The 17,893-nt window shown below is 48.1% G+C and carries 14 protein-coding genes and 1 tRNA gene; 6 read left to right on the top strand and 9 right to left on the bottom strand.

Going from position 1 to position 17,893, the window contains the following annotated elements; genetic code table 11:
• Window position 1: 1 nt before the first annotated feature.
• From B3A20_RS08900 to pyrR, 6 genes are all read right to left on the bottom strand, one after another.
• Window positions 2-613 (bottom strand): PilN domain-containing protein, encoded by a 612-nt coding sequence (locus tag B3A20_RS08900; RefSeq protein WP_290763724.1) that lies wholly within the window; start codon window positions 611-613, stop codon window positions 2-4.
• Window positions 613-1,758, bottom strand: coding sequence for a pilus assembly protein PilM (gene pilM / locus B3A20_RS08895; RefSeq protein WP_290763722.1), 1,146 nt, complete (start codon window positions 1,756-1,758; stop codon window positions 613-615). The genes B3A20_RS08900 and pilM overlap by 1 nt, the downstream gene beginning before the upstream one ends.
• A gap of 90 nt (window positions 1,759-1,848) precedes the next feature.
• Window positions 1,849-2,880, bottom strand: a complete 1,032-nt coding sequence (locus B3A20_RS08890; protein ID WP_290763720.1) for a PilZ domain-containing protein — start codon at window positions 2,878-2,880, stop codon at window positions 1,849-1,851.
• 9 nt (window positions 2,881-2,889) lie between these two features.
• Window positions 2,890-4,149, bottom strand: a complete 1,260-nt coding sequence (locus tag B3A20_RS08885; RefSeq protein WP_290763717.1) for a dihydroorotase — start codon at window positions 4,147-4,149, stop codon at window positions 2,890-2,892.
• Window positions 4,136-5,077 carry an aspartate carbamoyltransferase catalytic subunit gene (locus B3A20_RS08880; protein ID WP_012820097.1) on the bottom strand — a complete coding sequence of 314 codons (942 nt, stop codon included), beginning with the start codon at window positions 5,075-5,077 and terminating at the stop codon, window positions 4,136-4,138. Before B3A20_RS08880 ends, B3A20_RS08885 begins: the two co-directional genes overlap by 14 nt.
• Before the next feature lies 1 nt (window position 5,078).
• A complete protein-coding gene (gene pyrR, locus B3A20_RS08875) occupies window positions 5,079-5,636 on the bottom strand; it encodes a bifunctional pyr operon transcriptional regulator/uracil phosphoribosyltransferase PyrR (RefSeq protein ID WP_073424570.1) in 558 nt (185 codons plus the stop codon).
• Between the two features lie 344 nt (window positions 5,637-5,980).
• On the opposite strand from pyrR, the gene B3A20_RS08870 reads away from it, so the two are divergent.
• The 4 genes from B3A20_RS08870 (at window position 5,981) to B3A20_RS08855 (ending at window position 9,399) form a co-directional block, all read left to right on the top strand.
• Window positions 5,981-6,529 carry a peptidylprolyl isomerase gene (locus tag B3A20_RS08870; RefSeq protein WP_290763712.1) on the top strand — a complete coding sequence of 183 codons (549 nt, stop codon included), beginning with the start codon at window positions 5,981-5,983 and terminating at the stop codon, window positions 6,527-6,529.
• 193 nt (window positions 6,530-6,722) lie between these two features.
• Window positions 6,723-6,795, top strand: a tRNA-Ala gene (locus B3A20_RS08865).
• 161 nt (window positions 6,796-6,956) lie between these two features.
• On the top strand, window positions 6,957-8,963 hold the full coding sequence (locus tag B3A20_RS08860) for a M23 family metallopeptidase (protein WP_290763708.1): 2,007 nt from the start codon (window positions 6,957-6,959) through the stop codon (window positions 8,961-8,963).
• A 58-nt stretch (window positions 8,964-9,021) separates the two neighbouring features.
• Complete coding sequence (locus B3A20_RS08855) at window positions 9,022-9,399, top strand: hypothetical protein (protein WP_290763706.1); 378 nt, start codon at window positions 9,022-9,024, stop codon at window positions 9,397-9,399.
• Between the two features lie 15 nt (window positions 9,400-9,414).
• Here B3A20_RS08855 and B3A20_RS08850 read toward each other — a convergent pair whose 3' ends face one another.
• A complete protein-coding gene (locus B3A20_RS08850) occupies window positions 9,415-10,140 on the bottom strand; it encodes a polysaccharide deacetylase family protein (protein ID WP_290763704.1) in 726 nt (241 codons plus the stop codon).
• Window positions 10,141-10,276: 136 nt separating this feature from the next.
• On the opposite strand from B3A20_RS08850, the gene B3A20_RS08845 reads away from it, so the two are divergent.
• Window positions 10,277-11,122, top strand: a complete 846-nt coding sequence (locus tag B3A20_RS08845; RefSeq protein WP_290763702.1) for an undecaprenyl-diphosphate phosphatase — start codon at window positions 10,277-10,279, stop codon at window positions 11,120-11,122.
• Window positions 11,123-11,212: 90 nt separating this feature from the next.
• On the opposite strand, the gene B3A20_RS08840 is transcribed toward B3A20_RS08845, so the two are convergent.
• Window positions 11,213-12,124: a PD-(D/E)XK nuclease family transposase gene (locus B3A20_RS08840; RefSeq protein WP_290763700.1), complete on the bottom strand. Its 912-nt coding sequence runs from the start codon at window positions 12,122-12,124 to the stop codon at window positions 11,213-11,215.
• A 1,459-nt stretch (window positions 12,125-13,583) separates the two neighbouring features.
• On the opposite strand from B3A20_RS08840, the gene htpG reads away from it, so the two are divergent.
• Entirely contained in the window at window positions 13,584-15,470 is a 1,887-nt protein-coding gene (htpG, locus tag B3A20_RS08835) for a molecular chaperone HtpG (RefSeq protein WP_290763698.1), read from the top strand.
• A 153-nt stretch (window positions 15,471-15,623) separates the two neighbouring features.
• Here the strand turns inward: htpG and B3A20_RS08830 are convergent, their stop codons facing one another.
• A complete protein-coding gene (locus tag B3A20_RS08830; protein WP_290763696.1) occupies window positions 15,624-17,891 on the bottom strand; it encodes a fibrobacter succinogenes major paralogous domain-containing protein in 2,268 nt (755 codons plus the stop codon).
• Window positions 17,892-17,893 lie beyond the last annotated feature (2 nt).

Genomic DNA, 17,893 nt, shown 5'->3' with positions numbered 1-17,893 from the left:
ATCAACCCTCCTCTCCAAGATCGCGCTTGAGTTCGACCTTGAGTGTAAAACTGTAAGCTTCGTCGCCATCGACCTTCGTTGTCGAAATCGACACAAGCGAAACCTTTTCTACACTCATCTGCTTTTCGAGCTTGACCATATACTCAGCCACTTCGGAAAAATCGAACGTCGTGCCCTTCATTTCGAGGTTGAATTCGCTTACTTGCGACACACTCATGAGCCACATGTTCGGAGGCAGCACCGAAGAAATGTTTTCGAACAGGACTACCCAACGTTTTTTGCTAATCTGGATAGACTTGAGCGCATTAATCTTGGTATTGATAATAGACTGGTGCTTTTCAAGTTCACTGATTTTCCTGAGCAACGGACGTTCACGTTCGACAGCGGAGCGTACTGACTCCAGTTCTGCGGTCTTGCTAGAGACTTCTTCAATCGTATAAGCGTATACAAACAAAACCACAAAAACAGCAAGGATGAAAAACACGGTCGGCCAAACAACACGTCGGTCGGTAAGCCAAGTCAAATCCTTTTGCTGTTTACGGTGTTCACCCGGCAAAAGGTTGATTGTAATCGCAAGCGCCTTATTGGCACCTTTATTCTTCTTCGTAGCCATTAGAACTTCCTCATTGCAAGTCCCAAAGCCGGGGCGTAAATGTTAGACAGAGCGATAGCACTAGCCTGTTCGACCACGTTAGAATCGCATTCCACAGAGCGGAATGGGTTCACAGTATCCGTCTCAATTCCAGTCTTTTCCTTAATGTACTGCACAAGTTCAGGAACAGAGGCACCACCACCACCTATCAGGATTCTTTCGAGCGGACGGGAATCCTCGGCAGAAGAGAAGTAGCGCATACCAAACGTAATCTGCGACATAAGCTCTTCAAAAGCGACTTTCATGGCGTCTTCAATAACAGAAATAGCCACGTCATCCACAACCTTCAAGTCCTGTTTTTCAAATATTTCATGACATTTTTCGGCAGGAATATTTAGACTAGAAGAGAGCTTGTTAATAATAAGATTCAGCGAACCGCCATTCATGGATCTAACAGAATGGAACTTACCATCCTGGATAAAGCCAACACTCATCTTGGATTCGCCAATATTAAAAATGGCGGTCGTCTTCTTGAGTTCCTCATCGGATGCGGTTGCAACAAATGAATTCAGAAGCCCAAAAATATCGACATCCAGAGCCGAGAGCTTAATGCCCTTGCGAATAAAGAACTGCGACCAGGATTCAAGCATGGAGTTCTTTGCGGCAACTACGTTCACCTTGACTTCGTCGCCCTCGCGGGAAACGACCTCATAGTCCAGAACGTTATCCTGGTCGTCGAACGGCGGACGGGACTGAGCAGTCTGAACAATAATCGCTTCTTCGTTGCCGTTTTTCGGGACCTTGATGGAGAGGCGATCCACAAGGACTCCACCTTCACCGGCACCGCAATTTACCGAGGCAACGACATCCACATTTTCGTCTAGCTGGTGACGGAGCATCAACTTGGAGAAAGCTTCGCTCAATTTGTCGAAGCCGTCTTTCTCCTTCTTGGCGCCCTTTTCCGTAGACACATCTTCGGAATCGCGCCTTTGGATAACACCATTAATGATAGAGCCTGCGGGAACAGGTTCCAAATCCACTTCGCGCACAATCCTTTTACCGTTAGCATCATGAAAGACCTTAACGTACTTGATGCTGTAGTGGCCAACATCTATGCCAACAGTTTCGCGCTCTCCACGAATTCTAGCAATCAACCCTAAAGCCAAAATAAACTCCGATAGGTAACAATACTATGTAAATTTTACTTTCATAAACATCGAATGTCAAGCGAAAAATCACTACAAAAACACATAAATCTAAGTAGTTACGCCATTTACCTCGTTTTTTCTCAACTTTGTTTTGCGAGTGACCTCAAAAATGTACTGGAGGACACGTTCCTGGGTCCATGCGTATTCCCCGGTGAACACCGCAGAAATGGAATTGAACATTGGGAAACTCGGATTTCGATGCCCCAAATTGTTCAAAATCTTGACATCCACATTCTGAACACCAAATGACGGAAGTTCAAAGGAAATGGAAATCTGCTGGTCAGGCCAGCACTCTTCGGCAAGTCCAAGCAGAATACCGCCAGCAGAAAGGTCATAAAGAATCCCCGAGTGCACCCTGCCGTCCGGGAACTTTGCCGTCACCGGGAGATTGACCACCTCACGGACCCATTTACGCAACTGTTCCTTGTCAAGCTGGTCACTGTGGGTAAAAACAACTTTATCTGAAGTCGCAGAAAACACCGTTAACTTTTTAGAATAGACAGCATCGTTCATGCGAGTCCAACGAATGAGCACAAGAGATCCTTGAATCGCTTTGGCCAACGAATGCAAGCCCTCGATTTGCACGCTCCAAGTTTTTTCCGAGCGCTCTAGGATAGGCACTCGCCTGAAAACTTGTCCGCTTTCAAATTCCAGATCCACTTTATCGCCGACATTGAACTGCCTTGTCGAGCAGACCATCGTCAATGGATTGGAGCCCGTAAAATTCATCTTGTTTCTCAAGCCCGCGATAGCGTCAAGCGTTTCGTCACGGACCGAAAACACATTACGGATGCGATAAAATTCAGAGACAGCGGCTTCAAAAAGTCCCGAAGAATTCAACACGGCGTCCTTGTTCTCGAACTTGGAGGAACGCACGAGCTTTTCCAGAGTGCGCACTTCCTTGGGCGTAAAATCAAACGCCTTAATCTTCTCGTTGAACGCATCTGTACCAAACATCACTTCATTTTCGCGACGTTTGTACATGAGCTGCACTTCAATCAGCACAAGCGCTACAAACGGAAGAACCGGAAGAATGTAAGACTGGAAAAAATTCCAGACTTCTTGAAGCACGCTAGTCATCAGCCCCCACTACAACTCCGTCCAGACCCCGTTAATGTAGCTTGCGAGGATGGAAGACGGCAATTCCTTGCCCGTGAGAGGCGAATTGCAGACGTGACCAGCGAAGTCGCTTTCGACAACCTTGTGCGGATTATCCGGAGAGAACACAACTACGCTTTCGTGAGCGGATTCGGCACCAGCCAAACGAGCTGGAGCAGTCGAGAGAAGTTCAATAGCACGAGCCTCACCCACCTTGGCGACTAACTTGTTCCAAATAGCAGGGAGTGCGACTTCCAAGGAAAGTGCGCCCGGCACGGAATCTTCGAAGTTCACGACCGTATCCTGACGAAGCACCGGCGTGTGATTCACGCTAATCGCATTGACGGTTCCATCGACAACGCCCTGCCACAAGGCTTCGCGGTCTGCAGCCGAACGAATCGGCGGCAAAATGTGGTATGCGGAATCGAGCGTTTCGAGGCAGGAATCGTCCAAGAGCAAGTGGTACAAATTCACATCGCAAGTGACATCGATACCGTTCTTGCGGGCGTTACGGACGAGTTCAAGAGTTTCACCACAAGTGACCTGCTTGAAGTGCACCGGCACCTGGAGGAATCGAGCCGTTTCAAGAACTGTATAGGCGGCAATCGTTTCGGCAATGCGAGGAATGCCCTTCATGCCGAGCATGTCGGAGTAGGCACCTTCGTGAACGCAACCACTGTGGCGGAGCGTCTTGTCCATCGGCTGGAAGAAGAAGCGCTTGCCCGTCATCTTGCCATATTCCATGGCGAGGCGGAGGAAACGGGAATGCGGAATCACGCCGTTACCGTCGCCAAAGCCTGCGACACCAGCTTCGGCAAGTTCGACCATTTCGGCCAAGCTATCCGAGCCAAAACCCTTGCTGTAAGCGCCGAGGAACTTGATATCGAAAGCATCTTCGCCGCGTTCTTCGGACTTGAAGCGGTTCACCATTGCAGTGTACTTGTCGGCATCGTCAATCGGGTTTGCGGCACTTTCGTAAAGGCCACCGTAGAAACCGCCCTTGCGCAAAGCATCAAAGCCATCAGCAAACGTGTAGACGTCATCGCGGAGCGGTTCCATAAAGTCAATACCAAGGCCAAAGAGGGCCGGCATCACAAGCGCACCGTTGCAGTCAAATTCAACCGTTTCGGCATTTTCGCAAGCGTTCAGGCGAACTTCGTTCTGAAGTTCAAAAGACTTGCCGTTCCAGAACTTTGCATTTTTCAGAACGACATTCACAAGACGACTTTTACTAGGTTTACGCATTTTCATTGTTGCGACCTCCAGCCAAAAGGAAGAGAACGGCCATACGGACGGCGACACCGTTGGTCACCTGATCAAGAATTACAGAATGTTCGCCATCGGCGATGTCGGAATCGAGTTCCACGCCGCGGTTGATTGGCCCCGGGTGCATGATGATGACCTTGTCCTTAGCGCATTCGAGGAGTTCTTCCGTGATGCCGAACGTATTGCGATATTCGCGCATGCTCGGGAGGAGAGCATCGTCCATGCGTTCTTTCTGCAAGCGGAGAGCAATGATAGCGTCGGCATTTGCAACAGCCTTCTTCACATCCGGTTCCCATGTCACATGGTTCATGAGGTCTGTATTGCGCGGCACAAGCGTCGAAGGTCCGCAGAGCGTCACGTGAGCGCCCATCGTGGACATGCCCCAGAGGTTACTGCGGGCCACGCGGCTATGGCGGATATCGCCAATAATCGTGACATTCTTACCTTCGAGCGTTCCGAGCTTTTCTTCGATCGTCAGCATGTCGAGGAGAGCCTGCGTCGGATGTTCATGGGCACCGTCGCCAGCATTCACGATAATGGCATTGCTGTTATCGGCAAGGAACTTCGGCACGCCCGTCCCCTTGTGACGGACGACCACGATGTCAATCTTCATGGCTTCGATGTTCCTAAGCGTATCGACGAGCGTTTCGCCCTTCTTGACGCTGGAATTCGAGCTTGCGAAGTTCACCGTATCGGCAGAGAGGCGCTTTTCGGCAAGTTCAAAGCTTGTGCGCGTACGGGTGCTGTTCTCGAAGAACAAGTTCACGACCGTCATGCCCCGGAGGCTCGGCACCTTCTTGACCGGGCGTTCGAGAATTTCGCGGAACTGTTTTGCATGGTCCAGAATCAGACGGATATCATGCTTGGACACTCCACGAAGTCCAAACAGGTGTTTAATTTCCAAAGCGCTCACTTTACGCCTCCACTTCTACGAGATAAACGGAATTTTCTTTATCAATAGGTTCTATCGCCACGCGGACTTCCTGGTTCCTAGCGGTTTCGACCGTAAGGCCCACACAATCCGGAGCAATCGGGAGTTCACGGTGACCGCGGTCCACAAGCACGCAAAGGCGAATCGCCGCCGGACGGCCAAGGTCCAAGATGGAGCGCATGGCAGCCAAAGCCGAACGGCCCGTGTAGAGCACGTCATCCACGAGAATGACCGTCTTGCCTTCCACAGAAGCAGGCATTTCGGTAAAGCGCATTTCGGTCGCCACCTTCTTGCGGTAATGGAAGTCGTCACGGTAATACGTGGCATCGAGGCTACCCATTTCAATGGGCTTGCCAAATTTCTGGGAAAGACGCTCGGTGAGCTTTTTGGCGAGCGGAATTCCGCGGCTAGCCATGCCGAGTACAATCATGTTGTCGGCGGACGGATGCATCTTCGCAATCTTCGCCGCCATTTCGTCCAGCGCAAATTCCATCGTCTGCGCCGTAAGAAGCTCGCTTACTTTTTTGCAGTTATCGTTCATAAAACAGTCGTTAGTTATTAGTCGTTAGTCAGTAGTTATTAATCAAAAGTGGTTTGTGGTTAGGTTTTAGGTAAAAAACGCAGTTTAATTCGACCCTTCGGCAACGCTTCGATAAACTCAGTGCATCGGCTCTGGGATCTCTACAAGGTTGGTGAGCTTGTCGAACCACCTGATACCTATAACCTTAATACTCTTTTTAATAATCTAGCTTTTTTGGAGAAAAACCGACAAACAGCGTTCAAATCATCTCGCGATATTTGTATATATGTATGCAAAAACGCGACGCTTAGTGCCGTGCTTTAAAAACTATTTTCATAACGAAACCATTAACTCATGGAGCCAAAATGGAATTTAATCAGTTAGACAAACCGCAGGCAGGCGAAACCATCGCCATCATGAAAACCAACCATGGTACCATGAAACTCCGCCTTTTCGAAGAACTCGTCGGCGAATGTGCAACAAACTTCATTGAACTTGCAAAACAGGGCAAGTACGACGGCGCTCCGTTCCACCGCATCATCAAGGACTTCATGATACAGGGCGGTGACTTCACCCGTAGAAACGGCACCGGCGGCCACGCAGCAAAGGGTCCGGGTTCTACCATCGGCGACAAGTACGACAGCCGTCTCACCCATGTCCGTGGCGCTCTCAGCTGGGCAAAGACTTCCATGCCGCACTCCATCGGCAGCCAGTTCTTCATCGTCCACGGCAACAATGTGCACTTCTTGGACCACGACCAGTGCGGCACGGGACCTGCTGACGGCTACTCCGTATTCGGCCAGCTTTACGAAGGCTTCGAAGTGCTCGACAAAATCGCCGGTGTGCAGACCGATCGTATGGACCGCCCGTACGACGACGTGATTATCGAAAGCATCACGATTGAGAAGGCTTAATTAGGCAATAGGTATTAGGTGTTAGGTTATAGGATAATAATCGCGGCATAGCCGCGCATTATAGACGCGCGAAGCGCGTGATACTTTTCCTAACCCCTAACTCCTGTAACCTGATACCTAGAAAAAAATTCATTTTTTTCGACATTCACCCTTGACACGTACAACAATTCATTCTATATTTGTGCGCGTCCTCGGGGTTATAGCTCAGTTGGTAGAGCGCCTGCATGGCATGCAGGAGGTCAGGAGTTCGACTCTCCTTAGCTCCACTAGAAAGACTCGCTAAAAAGCGGGTCTTTTCTTTTTTGCAACAATTTATTTGTCCTGTTTACAAAACAAACAACTCCCACGATAACTATAGGGAAATTGCAATACTTTTCCGACAACATCCGTTATTATAAAATAATATTTTTGTATTTTATTCAACACTATGGTCAGGCTTATAAAAATTTCGTCACTCTTACTCTCCGCCGGAGCGCTCTGCTTCGCCGATAACGCAAGCACCGTCTGCGACGCATCCAAGATGGACGCGTTTGCTTATGAGGACTGCATCGCCGTCCAACGAGGTGCAAAACTCGACAACACGGACTTTTCCGAAAGAAACGCCCCACCTGCCGAATTGATTTCGGAATCGTACGTTGAACCTTTTAAATACGATCCGTTCAACCGCGACGCCTACCTGACATCGTCTTTCGGCGAAAACCGTGGCACACGTTACCACGCTGGCATCGACTACTCCACACAAATGGAAGAAGGTTGGCCCATTTTTGCCCCCGAAAACGGCTTCGTCAAAGAAATCAAGACCTCCCCTTTCGGCTACGGCAAAGTTATGTTCTTTGAGGGCAACAGCGGAAAGACCTGGGTTTTCGCACACCAAAGCAGTTTTCCCCAAGCCATAGAAGACCAGATTAAGCAAAAGCAGTACGCCACCAAGAGTAACGACATTTCCATCAAGCCAAACATCAGATTCCGCAAGGGTGACACACTCACATTCGCCGGGAGTACCGGAATCGGCAATCCGCACTTGCATCTCGAAGTCCGCCTGAACAAAGACGACATTACCTCGCCATGCCAGCTCGGCGTCAAGTGCCTCGACACCATAGCACCACAGATTTTTGGAGTCGCCGTATGGCAAGGCAATGAACTAGCCCTCACAACAGATGAAGCGCTCCGCAACGGCTGTGTCGAAACGCCCGTCAAGAACGAATTTAACTTGTCCATGGCGATAAAAATTGCAGATTACAGCCGCGAACCCAAGGAAAATCCGATGGCTATCCGCCGTCTAGAACTGTGGCGTTACGATGACAAGATTTACAGCAAAGTCATGGACACACTCAGCTACAAAAAGATGCTCGACATCCGCAACGAGCTCCTTTGGGCAGAAGAAGCGGACACCGCCGGCGACTGGCACTACATCAACGCGAAACTCGGACCGGTTTCCACTTACAGACTCGAAATTGAAGACTTTAGCGGACACATAGTCCGTCGCGAATTCAATTTTCACCAATCTTGCAAGGATAACGGCAAACTCGTTCTCATACAAAATCAGAACACCCCGCTTTACACGTTCTTGAGCAAGAGCATGCTCGACATTTACCGCTGCGAATCCGGTTACAAATTCACTGCTCTGAATAAGGACAAGGAAACAATCAATAGCGATCTCTGCAAAATTTTCGACCACAACAAGCCGCTCCCCATCGGGAAAATTGTTGAGACATTCCCCGAAACGAGATTCATCAACTACAGCGCAGATGCTTCTGCAACTGGCACCGGCCGCAGCGTGAACGAACTAATTTCAATTTATCCTTACGGCAAGTACAAGACAAGCATCAACTGGTACACCAAAGTCGGCAATGTGAAAATATCGCAGAAGATTTCGGGCATTCCGGTTGTTGGCGACACATCACAGCGCGTCCTCGCCGTCACGCGCAATCAAACGGATAGTGTCGACTTTTACGAATTCCATCCGAAGGGATTGCAGTTCTACGGCAAGTGGAACGTGTGCATCGAAAACGACGACAACTCAGCCCCGCTTTACTGGCTTGGAGAAACAACCCGCCGCTGGTTCTATTTTGAAAAGCAGACAGGCGGAAAGAATCGTTGTGCAACAACAAATGAACTTAGAGACCTCGCCAACATCACCGACGAAGACGGCTTTTCTCTCGGCTTCCCCTACTGGGCAGAAACGCTTGTCGCTGGCATGTACCAATCCTCTCTAAAGATTCCGCTTTACTCCAGATACGCAGGCATCCCGGACGGGAACGCCATCAGCGTCAAGTACAAGAACAAATGGATTGCCGCAGAATACGATTCCGAACCGCGAGAAATAATTTTGCTTGGCGATGCCCTCCCCGATGCAGGCGAAACGATTACCATCGAAATCACCGACGATTCCAAACGCAAGACGAAAAAAGAATTTGACGTTCCCGGGTTTTAATGTTTTTGTTGAATACAATTTTGTACATTCAATATAAACTTATTTCAAAGGAGACTTCATGCATTTTCTAAAATTAATGCCGATTGCGGTAACCATCGCAGCAATGGGATTTGTAGCCTGTGGCGACAGCAGTTCTAATGCAAAAATCGAGAGTTGCGAAGTAACATCTCAAAAACCGCTCACACTCGAAACAGTCCAGCAGGGAGTTCCGGTTAAAATCATAATCGATTTAATAAATGGCAAATTAGTCCAAACGTTTATCGCAGGTCAAGACTTTTCAGAACAAAGCTGCAGAGAGTCTAACGAAAACGACGATTACGAAAACGTTTACTGCATGGGCAACAAGCTCATCACCACTAGCAAAGAATCCTATACTCAAACCGATTTTAACAAGATTGAGCAACAGTACATCAGCGAGTGCAACGATGCAAATTAGCGAACACTTTATAATTTACAACTCGCTATAGTGGACCAACTTTCGTCTGTTGTTTAGCGCTACGCGGATTGTATCACGAACAACATCTCGCAGTCGAGGAAAATCCACAGGATGGACAGCAAGACGAGGCAAACCCACTGGTAGTTTCATGATAAAGGCAGCATAAGCAATGGCTGCCTTTTCTGCAATCTTCGGAATCCCGGCAAAGCTCGCCACCGGTGACGCATAGCGGATACCTTCGGCAGTCGTCAGCGAGAAGCGGTCTTCGTACAACATTTTTTCCACACGGACTTGCCCCGATAAAAACTTGTTGCTAAACCATGTCGGCGGAACAAACGCAATTGGCGCATCCGCATTTCCGTTTTCATCAGCAAACAGCTTTTTCCAGGATTCTAGGGCCGCTTGCAAAAGGCGGCTCGATTCGTACTCGGAAAGGCCTGCAAATTCAGCCTCGCCTCCCGTGAGGTTCATGCCCACAAGCCCTGCGTAACTGCGGCCCTGGCTGAATTCCGCCTTGTGCTTAAAGCCATGCAGAGCAAGTTCAAAGCCTTCGGACTTGAGCTTTGCGAGAGTCGCACGGAAATCAGCAACAGCGTCGTCCGAAGCATTTTCCGTATCGGGAATCACGAGTAAGCTAAAAGGCCCTCCGACCAATTCCTTGAGCTCTTCAAGAATCGGTGTCACTTTCTGGTAATTCCAGACGCTAAAATCATGAAAACAAAGGAGAAACTTGCGAGACATGCAATGGAATATAGCTAATAGTGGTTAGTGGCTAGTGGTTAGTGGTTAGGAATTACAAACGAAAACATCTTGATTCCCGCATCCCTGTTTACCAACCACTGTTTACTAACCACTCTTTTGCTACATTTACCTTACTATGTTCGAATCTATCATTCTCGGCCTGTTGCAGGGCCTCGCCGAATTCCTCCCCATCTCCAGCTCCGGCCATTTAGTGCTCGGGCACGAACTTTTAGGCATGAACGAAGCAGGCATGTTCTTCGACATCATGCTCCACGCAGGCACGCTGCTTTCCATCTTCGTGGTGTTCCACAAGAAGATTACGGACATCATCGTCGGATGCCTCCGCCGTGACCGCGACCAGCTCCGCGAAGCGGGCTACATCATTCTCGCTAGCATCCCGACAGCACTCATCGGCCTCGGTTTCAAGGACGCACTCGAAAGCCTGTTCGAAAATCCGCGCGCCGTCTGCGTTGCAGAACTTTTCACCGGTCTTTTGCTTTTCACATCGCAGTGGGGCCCGACCGGCGCCAAGCACCCGGATAACGAAGGCATCAAGATGAATTGGTGGCGAGCTCTCGTGACCGGCACCGTGCAGGGCATCGCTTGCATTCCGGGCATCAGCCGCAGCGGTTCGACCATCAGCGCTATGATGTTCATGGGCGTGAACCGCAAGTACGCCGGCGAATTCAGCTTCCTCATGAGCATTCCGGCCGTTGGCGGTGCAGCACTCCTCGATTGCATCAAGTGGATCAAGTGCCAGACTATGACTCCGGAAAAAGCGCTCCTCAACCCGGAAAAGGCTTTGAAGTGCGTTGATGCCGGCGGATTCACCCCGGAACTCTTGGTCGGCATGATTGTCGCATTTATCTTTGGAATCATCGCCCTCAAGTGGCTCATGAACTTTGTCCAGAAAGGCAAGTTCCAGCACTTCGCCTGGTACGTCTGGGCAGTGGGTATTTTGGGATTGATTTTCTTGAAATAGACTTTATATGCAAGACGCCCGTTCACTCAATTGTGAACGGGCTCTTTTCGTTTTAGAGATTTTTAGGCAATCGCCATTCTTGTCGCGACACTAGTGCTGAGCGCGACGCTTTTTGATTTCGTCCAGAGAAATTTTTGAAATTGCCGAAATATCCTCATCGGTTAATTTGGGGTTAGCAAGCATAGCATCGACCATTTCAAATCGAGTCTCAATCTTGGCACCAGCCAAACGGCATTCAATTTCTTCTTTTGCAATCATTTCTCGCTCCAGTTCGGTCAGAGTGGTTTTGTCCAAATTCTCGATTTTGATGCGGTTCAAGGCTTCGTTGACAACTTCGTTTCCAAAGTCAGGGAGTGGGTCGCCCTCATGCGCGTGCTTGAGCACATAGAGCCAAGCGTCAACAGGATCTTTTACCTCGTCTACGGTTTTATTAAACTTCGGCAGATATACAATAATATACTTATTTTTAGGGAATATCGTCTCGACGGTTCCGCTATTCAGCATTTCCTTGCTATAAATAGCCCATTCATCGATGTAACCATCCATACGGTGAGGCAATTCAAAGTCGCAAATCCAAATGGAAATTGTTTCTGGAACTTCATAACGCTTATATTCCTTCTCTTCTTTTGTGAGCATTTTAAATTCTTCCGATTTTTCCATTTCATGTTTGCCTTTAATAATTAGGAACGCTTTGTACAGTATAGTGCGGTCAATAAAGAAACTGTGATCAGCCTTCTGCATTTCAATATTAAGGAAGCGCTTAGAACCCGTAGTCGCAAACGCATCCAAGATGACCTTACGTTCTTCAGGAATCATAAACCGTAACGTATGTTCAAACGAATAATTCAAATTCTTGATTTGGTCATCACCCTTCAACTGCAAGATTCCATCAACAAAATCCTTGATAGCATCCTTGCTTGCAAACAGTTTTTTGAAACCCGTATCGGTTCTCGGGTCGATGTAGGTTTTTCCTTTCAAAGTTTCAGAAATAAATTGATTCATTGTTATAGCTCCGTTACGTTTGGAGGTTCTAATCTACAACAGCGATTTCTCAAAAAGTGAAACTTTGCAAATTTTGCAATCAACCGTTAGCAAAATCGTTTATTTTGTCAACTATAGGATTACAAGAGCTTACAAAGACTCATAAAATAAGGTATATTCAAAAGTAGGTCTTATAGGGACTCTTTTTGAGCTGAGGTAAAACTAAAAAAGCCACCCCTTTTCAGGATGGCCAAGCACAATGTGCCGCTAGCCTGTAGGCTCCATAAAGCCCCGACAGAATCCAGTTGATCATTTGGTTATGGCCATCACAACGTTCATCATCCATAATATACCATTTTTCACAAGGAAAGTCAATACCCCATGGCAAGTTTCATCAACGCAACCATAGATGACCACAAATTTGACGCTCTAATCGAGGTCATGAACGACCATGCCGTTCATTTGTCTTATAGGGACTCTTTTTGAGCTGAGATAAAACAAATAAAAAAGATTACAAGCTAAGCGGGGTTCCAATATTCACAAAACTCTAAAATGGTCGAGGACGGCCTCCTGCAAGAGAACCGTCCCCTTTCCAGTTTTAATTGAGTTGCAGCCCTAAAACTTTCAAGCACCATTAATATACCATTTTTCACAAGGAAAGTCAATACTCCATGGCAAGTTTCATCAACGCAACCATAGATGACCACAAAGTCTTATAGAAGCTCTTTTTGAGCTGAGGTAAAACGGAAAGCTTGTTTCAGAACGATTTTACGTACTTGATGTGTATTTTGTGGAGCATTAGTACGTAATGTGGAAATGCTTAATTTGTATGTTACGTACCAAATGGCGGTTTATCGACTGTATTGTACGTAAAATTTTATGTTACTCAAAAATTCTTAAGATTGAAATTTGAAATTTACGTGCTAGAAGCCTTTTTAAAAGGTGAAAAGTACGTAAATGCGATGCTAAATCTGCAAAAGGTTCTGTGAGGTAGTAAAACTGGTCGTGAATTTACGTACTAATAGGCTATTTTGCAAGACTTAAGTACGTAAAAAACTCTCCAAAAACAAAATGCACAATCGTTTATCCCTGTTGTTCCATCTTCAACGGATTTTGGGAGGGGACGGGATGCCTTGGGGGCTCAAATTTATTTGAGTCTTATAGGGGCTCTTTTTGAACGTTGTCAAAACGATAAGCCAGGCGTTGAGGGTCGGCGTCTGAGACCCGCAGTAGGGGTAGCGTATGCCGCAGGCGGCAGAAGCGAGAGGGACACCTCCCCCTCATTATCCTATTCATAATAATCATCTTTATAATAACGGGCCTTCGCAGACCCATTCTCTCGTCTTTCGTCTCTAGTCTCTCATCCAAATTGGCACGGTTCTTGCATATACTAGCGCGGAAACAAAACAAAACCGCCCTTTAGTTTCAATTTGAAACATTAAAATTGCGGGATTGCTTAAAAATTTAACAGGAGATTAAAATGGCAACAGAAAAGATGGAGTTCCAGACCGAAGTTCGCGACATGCTGAACTTGATGATCAATTCTCTTTACAGCAACAAGGAAATTTTCCTCCGCGAATTGGTTTCTAACGCAGCAGATGCACTCGACAAGCGTCGTTTCCTCTCGCTTTCGAACTCCAGCCTCCTCCCGGTGGGCACTCAGTTGCGCATCGATATTTCGGTGAACAAGGAAGGCAAGCGCCTCGTTGTCGAAGACAACGGTATCGGCATGAACAAGGAAGACTTGATCAACTGCTTGGGCACGATTGCTCGTAGCGGCACCAAGAACTTTATCAAGAATTTGAAGGAAGGCGACAAGGGTAGCGTCGATTTGATTGGCCAGTTTGGTGTGGGCTTCTACTCCGTGTTCATGGTCGCAAAGAAGGTCGAAGTGTTGACCTTGAAGGCCGGCGAAACTCAGGGTTACCTGTGGTCTTCCGAAGGCACGGGCGAATTCGAAATTTCTGAAGCCCCGCGCGACAAGGTGGGTACCAAGATTACTTTGTACCTGAAGGATGACGAAGACGCCGAAGATTTCGCCAGCGAATGGAAGATCAAGGACATCGTCCAAAAGTATAGCGGCTTTGTGAGCTATGGTATTTATTTCCACCCGGAGGCAAAGAAAAACGACAAGGGCGAACTTGAAGAAAAGCCCGAAGAACGTTTGAACGAAAAGACCGCTTTGTGGCGCCAGAGCGAAAAGGAAGTCACCGAAGAACAGTACAAGGACTTCTACAACGTCATCAGCCACGAAGCCGACGAACCGGCCGCCTGGAGCCACAGCCACGCCGAAGGTTCCCAGGAATTCTGGAGCCTCGTGTACATTCCGTCGAAGGCCCCGTTCAACATTTGGCACAACGACGCACTACACGGTCTGAAGCTCTATGTGAAGAAAGTCTTTATCATGGACGACTGCAAGGACTTGCTGCCGCCTTGGCTCCGCTTTGTGCGCGGCGTGGTCGATAGCGAAGACTTGCCGTTGAACGTGTCCCGTGAAATCTTGCAAAACAACAAGATCATCACCAACATTCGTAAGCACGTAATCAAGAAGGTGCTCGACGCTTTGCAGAACATGGCCGACAAGGATGCCGCGAAGTACAACGCCTGGTGGCGTGAACTCGGCATGGTCTTGAAGGAAGGCTTCTACATGAACTGGGAACATCTTGACGAGCTCAAGATGTTGCTCCGTTTCGAAAGCACCAAGACGGAAGGCGACGCTCTCGTCAGCCTCGACGAATACGTGAAGCGCATGCCGGAAGGCCAGAAGGAAATCTACTACCTCGTGGGCGACAAGAACGCCATTAAGTCGAACCCGATGCTTGAAGCATTCAAGGCCAAGGGCTACGAAGTGTTGCTCATGAGCGACGGCATCGATGAATTCATGATGTCTAGCCTCACGGAATTCGGCGACAAGAAGTTCCACGACATTTCCCGTGGCGATGTGGACTTCGAAAAGACCGAAGAAGAAAAGAAGGCCGAAGAAGAAAACAAGGGCATTTTCAAGGGTCTCTGCGAAAACCTGCAGAAAGTCTTGGACGAAGACATCAAGGAAGTCCGCGTTTCTAGCCGCCTCAAGGATAGCCCTTGCTGCCTCGTGACAAGCGAAGATGCGATGAGCGCCCAGATGGAACGTATGATGAAGGCTATGGGCCAGAAGAACTTGCCGAAGAGCAAGCGCATTCTGGAAATCAACCCGACACACCCGATTTGCGAAATGCTCAAGAAGAAGGTCGAAGCGAAGGAAGATTTGGGTGACTGGCCGAAGGCCCTCTACGGTCAGGCTCTGCTTGCCGAAGGTTCTCCGCTCCCGAACCCGGCAGAATATGTGGCTGCGATTACAAAGCTGCTGACCGCATCTGTCAAGTAATTACGCGCTATGCACCATCAAAAAGACCGCGATTAATCGCGGCCTTTTTTGCTTTTCTGCGACACCCGATTTGCCAGTCTTTGCACTACTTCGTAGTGCAAATCGCTTCGCCTCGGTCATGGGAAAGCAAGCTTTCCCGCGACTCTCGGCTCGCTAATTTTTGACGCAGCGGACTGGATATGCATCGTCCTTACCCACGTTGCCCACAAATGAATCATCGTTTAAGCTTGTCAAAGACACATTGCACGCGACGACTCTTCTGCAAGTCTCATCGCACCACTCATCGCTTTCGGCCTCTGTAGACGTCCACAAAAACCCGAGATAGCCAATCTCGCTGTAAATGGGATATATTCCATTGATAAACCTGTATCCAGCAGGCGATGCCGAAAAGGAATAATCATCCGTACCGTTACCGCCTTCAGACCAACCAGAAGTTGATTTGAGTTTTTCACCTGCAGTCTCGGAGCCGCCAATTGCGGCAAACAAAGTATCATATTCAGCCTTCGTAGGCAAATGCCAGCCACTGGGACACGCCCCCTGCACTGGATAGGTGGGTGTACACGTTTTTTGATAACCGCAGCCTTTGCCGTTTTCACTCCATACGCCAGCACTGTCCATTGCTGCGGCCCAAGTGTAAAGGCGACCGTACTTGGAGCAGTACTTAGCGGAGTCGTTGAAGCAATAGGAACTATCCGTCTCAAAATTAAGATTCTCAGCCATCCAAATCTGCGAACCTATCTTCACGGTTTTATAAGTTTGTTTGTCACGGGAGTCCGTTAGCGTGCCATATTCGCATTCATCTTTAGTTTTTGTTTTGCAGGCTTTTGCCTCGGGCACTATAATAACCGGGGGTTCTATAATTTTAGGTTCGACATCCATCACGCAACGAACAGAATAGCCGTCGTCTTTGTTTCCAGAGCGGATATCCGCACCATCATACACACTCTGAAAATACACACATCCACTACTGTTTTCATATTCATTAGAACTCCAAAAGAGCGCTTGATATCCCTCCTCGTAATAATCGTCTTGGTAGAGCCAGTCCCTGCAACCTGCAGGAAGCACAGAAAAACCGAAAGCATCAGTCGCATCGCCACCGCGATTCCATCCACTCGTCTTGAGTGTTATGCCAGCGACTTCTTCGCCCCCCACCGCGTCAATCAAGGTTTTCCATTCCGCTGTGGATGGTAGATGCCATCCCTCGGGACAAGCGTCCGCAGCTGCAGTCCATACATATAAGCGCCCAAACTTATCGCATTTATCTTTTGAATTATTGTAACAATAGCAATAATCGTTTTTGTATTTAGCCTCTCTCCTGTAATTCAGGTTCTGGGCAATCCACCACTGGTCACCGATTTTCACAGTCTTGTAAGTTTGTCCGTCGCGGTCATCCACCAACTCGCCATACTCGCAATTATCTTTAGTTGAAGTTTTGCAGCCTTTGGGCACAGCTACAGAGCTCCCCGATTTCGCAGACGAAGAAGACTTCGCACTAGACGAAGACTTTGCCTTGCTGCTGCTAGACTTTGCGTTAGACGAAGTTTTGGAATCCAGAATGCAACGGACGGACATTGCATTAATCATCGGCTCGCCCCAAATATCAGCCTTTGCGTAACGATTTTCCAAAGACATGCAGAACGCGTGATCGATCAGAATCCTATTGCCATCAAGCCTAGTCGATGTTTCAACATCTTCCGTAGAACTCCAGAAATACGCCTCGGTCTTGTCGCCAATAAAATCGTACGATTCAATATTCTCAGTGACATAATCACTCAAATCGTCTTCCTTTCTGAAGCCTCCAGGGAGGGCCGTAAAACCATACTCATCCGTTCCAACAGTTTCTTTTTTCTCAAATTTCCAGCCGTCAACAGACTTGAGCTTTATTCCCGCATTACCGCTACCGCCAACTGTTTGGATCAAGGTTTCAAATTCGTCCTTAGAGGGCAAGTGCCAGCCGCCAGGGCAAACTTCCGTTGCAGCATCCCACTTATAAAGTCGACCGTATGTACCGCATAAGCCCGGATGACTATTTTGTTTGTATGAAGGTTCTTCGCCAAAGCAGTAGCTAAGGCCCGAATTATAATTCAAGTTTTCCGCCATCCAGACCTGATCGCCGATTTTCACGGTCTTGTAGGTCTTGTTGTCGCGAGGGTCCTTCATGGTGTTGTTTTTCTCGTCATATATAGCCTTAGCGTTGCTCGCACTTGAGGATGTTTTCGCAGACGAAGAAGACTTAGCAGAACTAGACGAAACTTTTTTACTTGACGAGGAGTTCGCGTTGCTGTTGCTGGATTTTTTCACAGCGCTGCTAGACACCGGTTCTTCTGAATCAGCATTGCTGCCAGAATCACCACCGCAAGCGGTAAAGACAGACATAGCTGTCACAAGCATAAACGGCACAAACTTTGCAAACATTTTCATAA

The organism is Fibrobacter sp. UBA4297 (genome assembly GCF_002394865.1).
GTDB lineage: Bacteria > Fibrobacterota > Fibrobacteria > Fibrobacterales > Fibrobacteraceae > Fibrobacter.
Note: the sequence above shows the minus strand (reverse complement) of the source record. Positions and strands in the feature narration are given on the sequence as shown.

What these genes read in the sequence shown, in the direction of transcription:
- B3A20_RS08900 (WP_290763724.1), bottom strand. Translation starts at nt 613, where the DNA reads ATGGCTACGAAGAAGAATAAAGGTGCCAATAAGGCGCTTGCGATTACA.
- B3A20_RS08890 (WP_290763720.1), bottom strand. Translation starts at nt 2,880, where the DNA reads ATGACTAGCGTGCTTCAAGAAGTCTGGAATTTTTTCCAGTCTTACATT.
- B3A20_RS08885 (WP_290763717.1), bottom strand. Translation starts at nt 4,149, where the DNA reads ATGAAAATGCGTAAACCTAGTAAAAGTCGTCTTGTGAATGTCGTTCTG.
- pyrR (WP_073424570.1), bottom strand. Translation starts at nt 5,636, where the DNA reads ATGAACGATAACTGCAAAAAAGTAAGCGAGCTTCTTACGGCGCAGACG.
- B3A20_RS08870 (WP_290763712.1), top strand. Translation starts at nt 5,981, where the DNA reads ATGGAATTTAATCAGTTAGACAAACCGCAGGCAGGCGAAACCATCGCC.
- B3A20_RS08860 (WP_290763708.1), top strand. Translation starts at nt 6,957, where the DNA reads ATGGTCAGGCTTATAAAAATTTCGTCACTCTTACTCTCCGCCGGAGCG.
- B3A20_RS08855 (WP_290763706.1), top strand. Translation starts at nt 9,022, where the DNA reads ATGCATTTTCTAAAATTAATGCCGATTGCGGTAACCATCGCAGCAATG.
- B3A20_RS08850 (WP_290763704.1), bottom strand. Translation starts at nt 10,140, where the DNA reads ATGTCTCGCAAGTTTCTCCTTTGTTTTCATGATTTTAGCGTCTGGAAT.
- B3A20_RS08845 (WP_290763702.1), top strand. Translation starts at nt 10,277, where the DNA reads ATGTTCGAATCTATCATTCTCGGCCTGTTGCAGGGCCTCGCCGAATTC.
- B3A20_RS08840 (WP_290763700.1), bottom strand. Translation starts at nt 12,124, where the DNA reads ATGAATCAATTTATTTCTGAAACTTTGAAAGGAAAAACCTACATCGAC.
- htpG (WP_290763698.1), top strand. Translation starts at nt 13,584, where the DNA reads ATGGCAACAGAAAAGATGGAGTTCCAGACCGAAGTTCGCGACATGCTG.
- B3A20_RS08830 (WP_290763696.1), bottom strand. Translation starts at nt 17,891, where the DNA reads ATGAAAATGTTTGCAAAGTTTGTGCCGTTTATGCTTGTGACAGCTATG.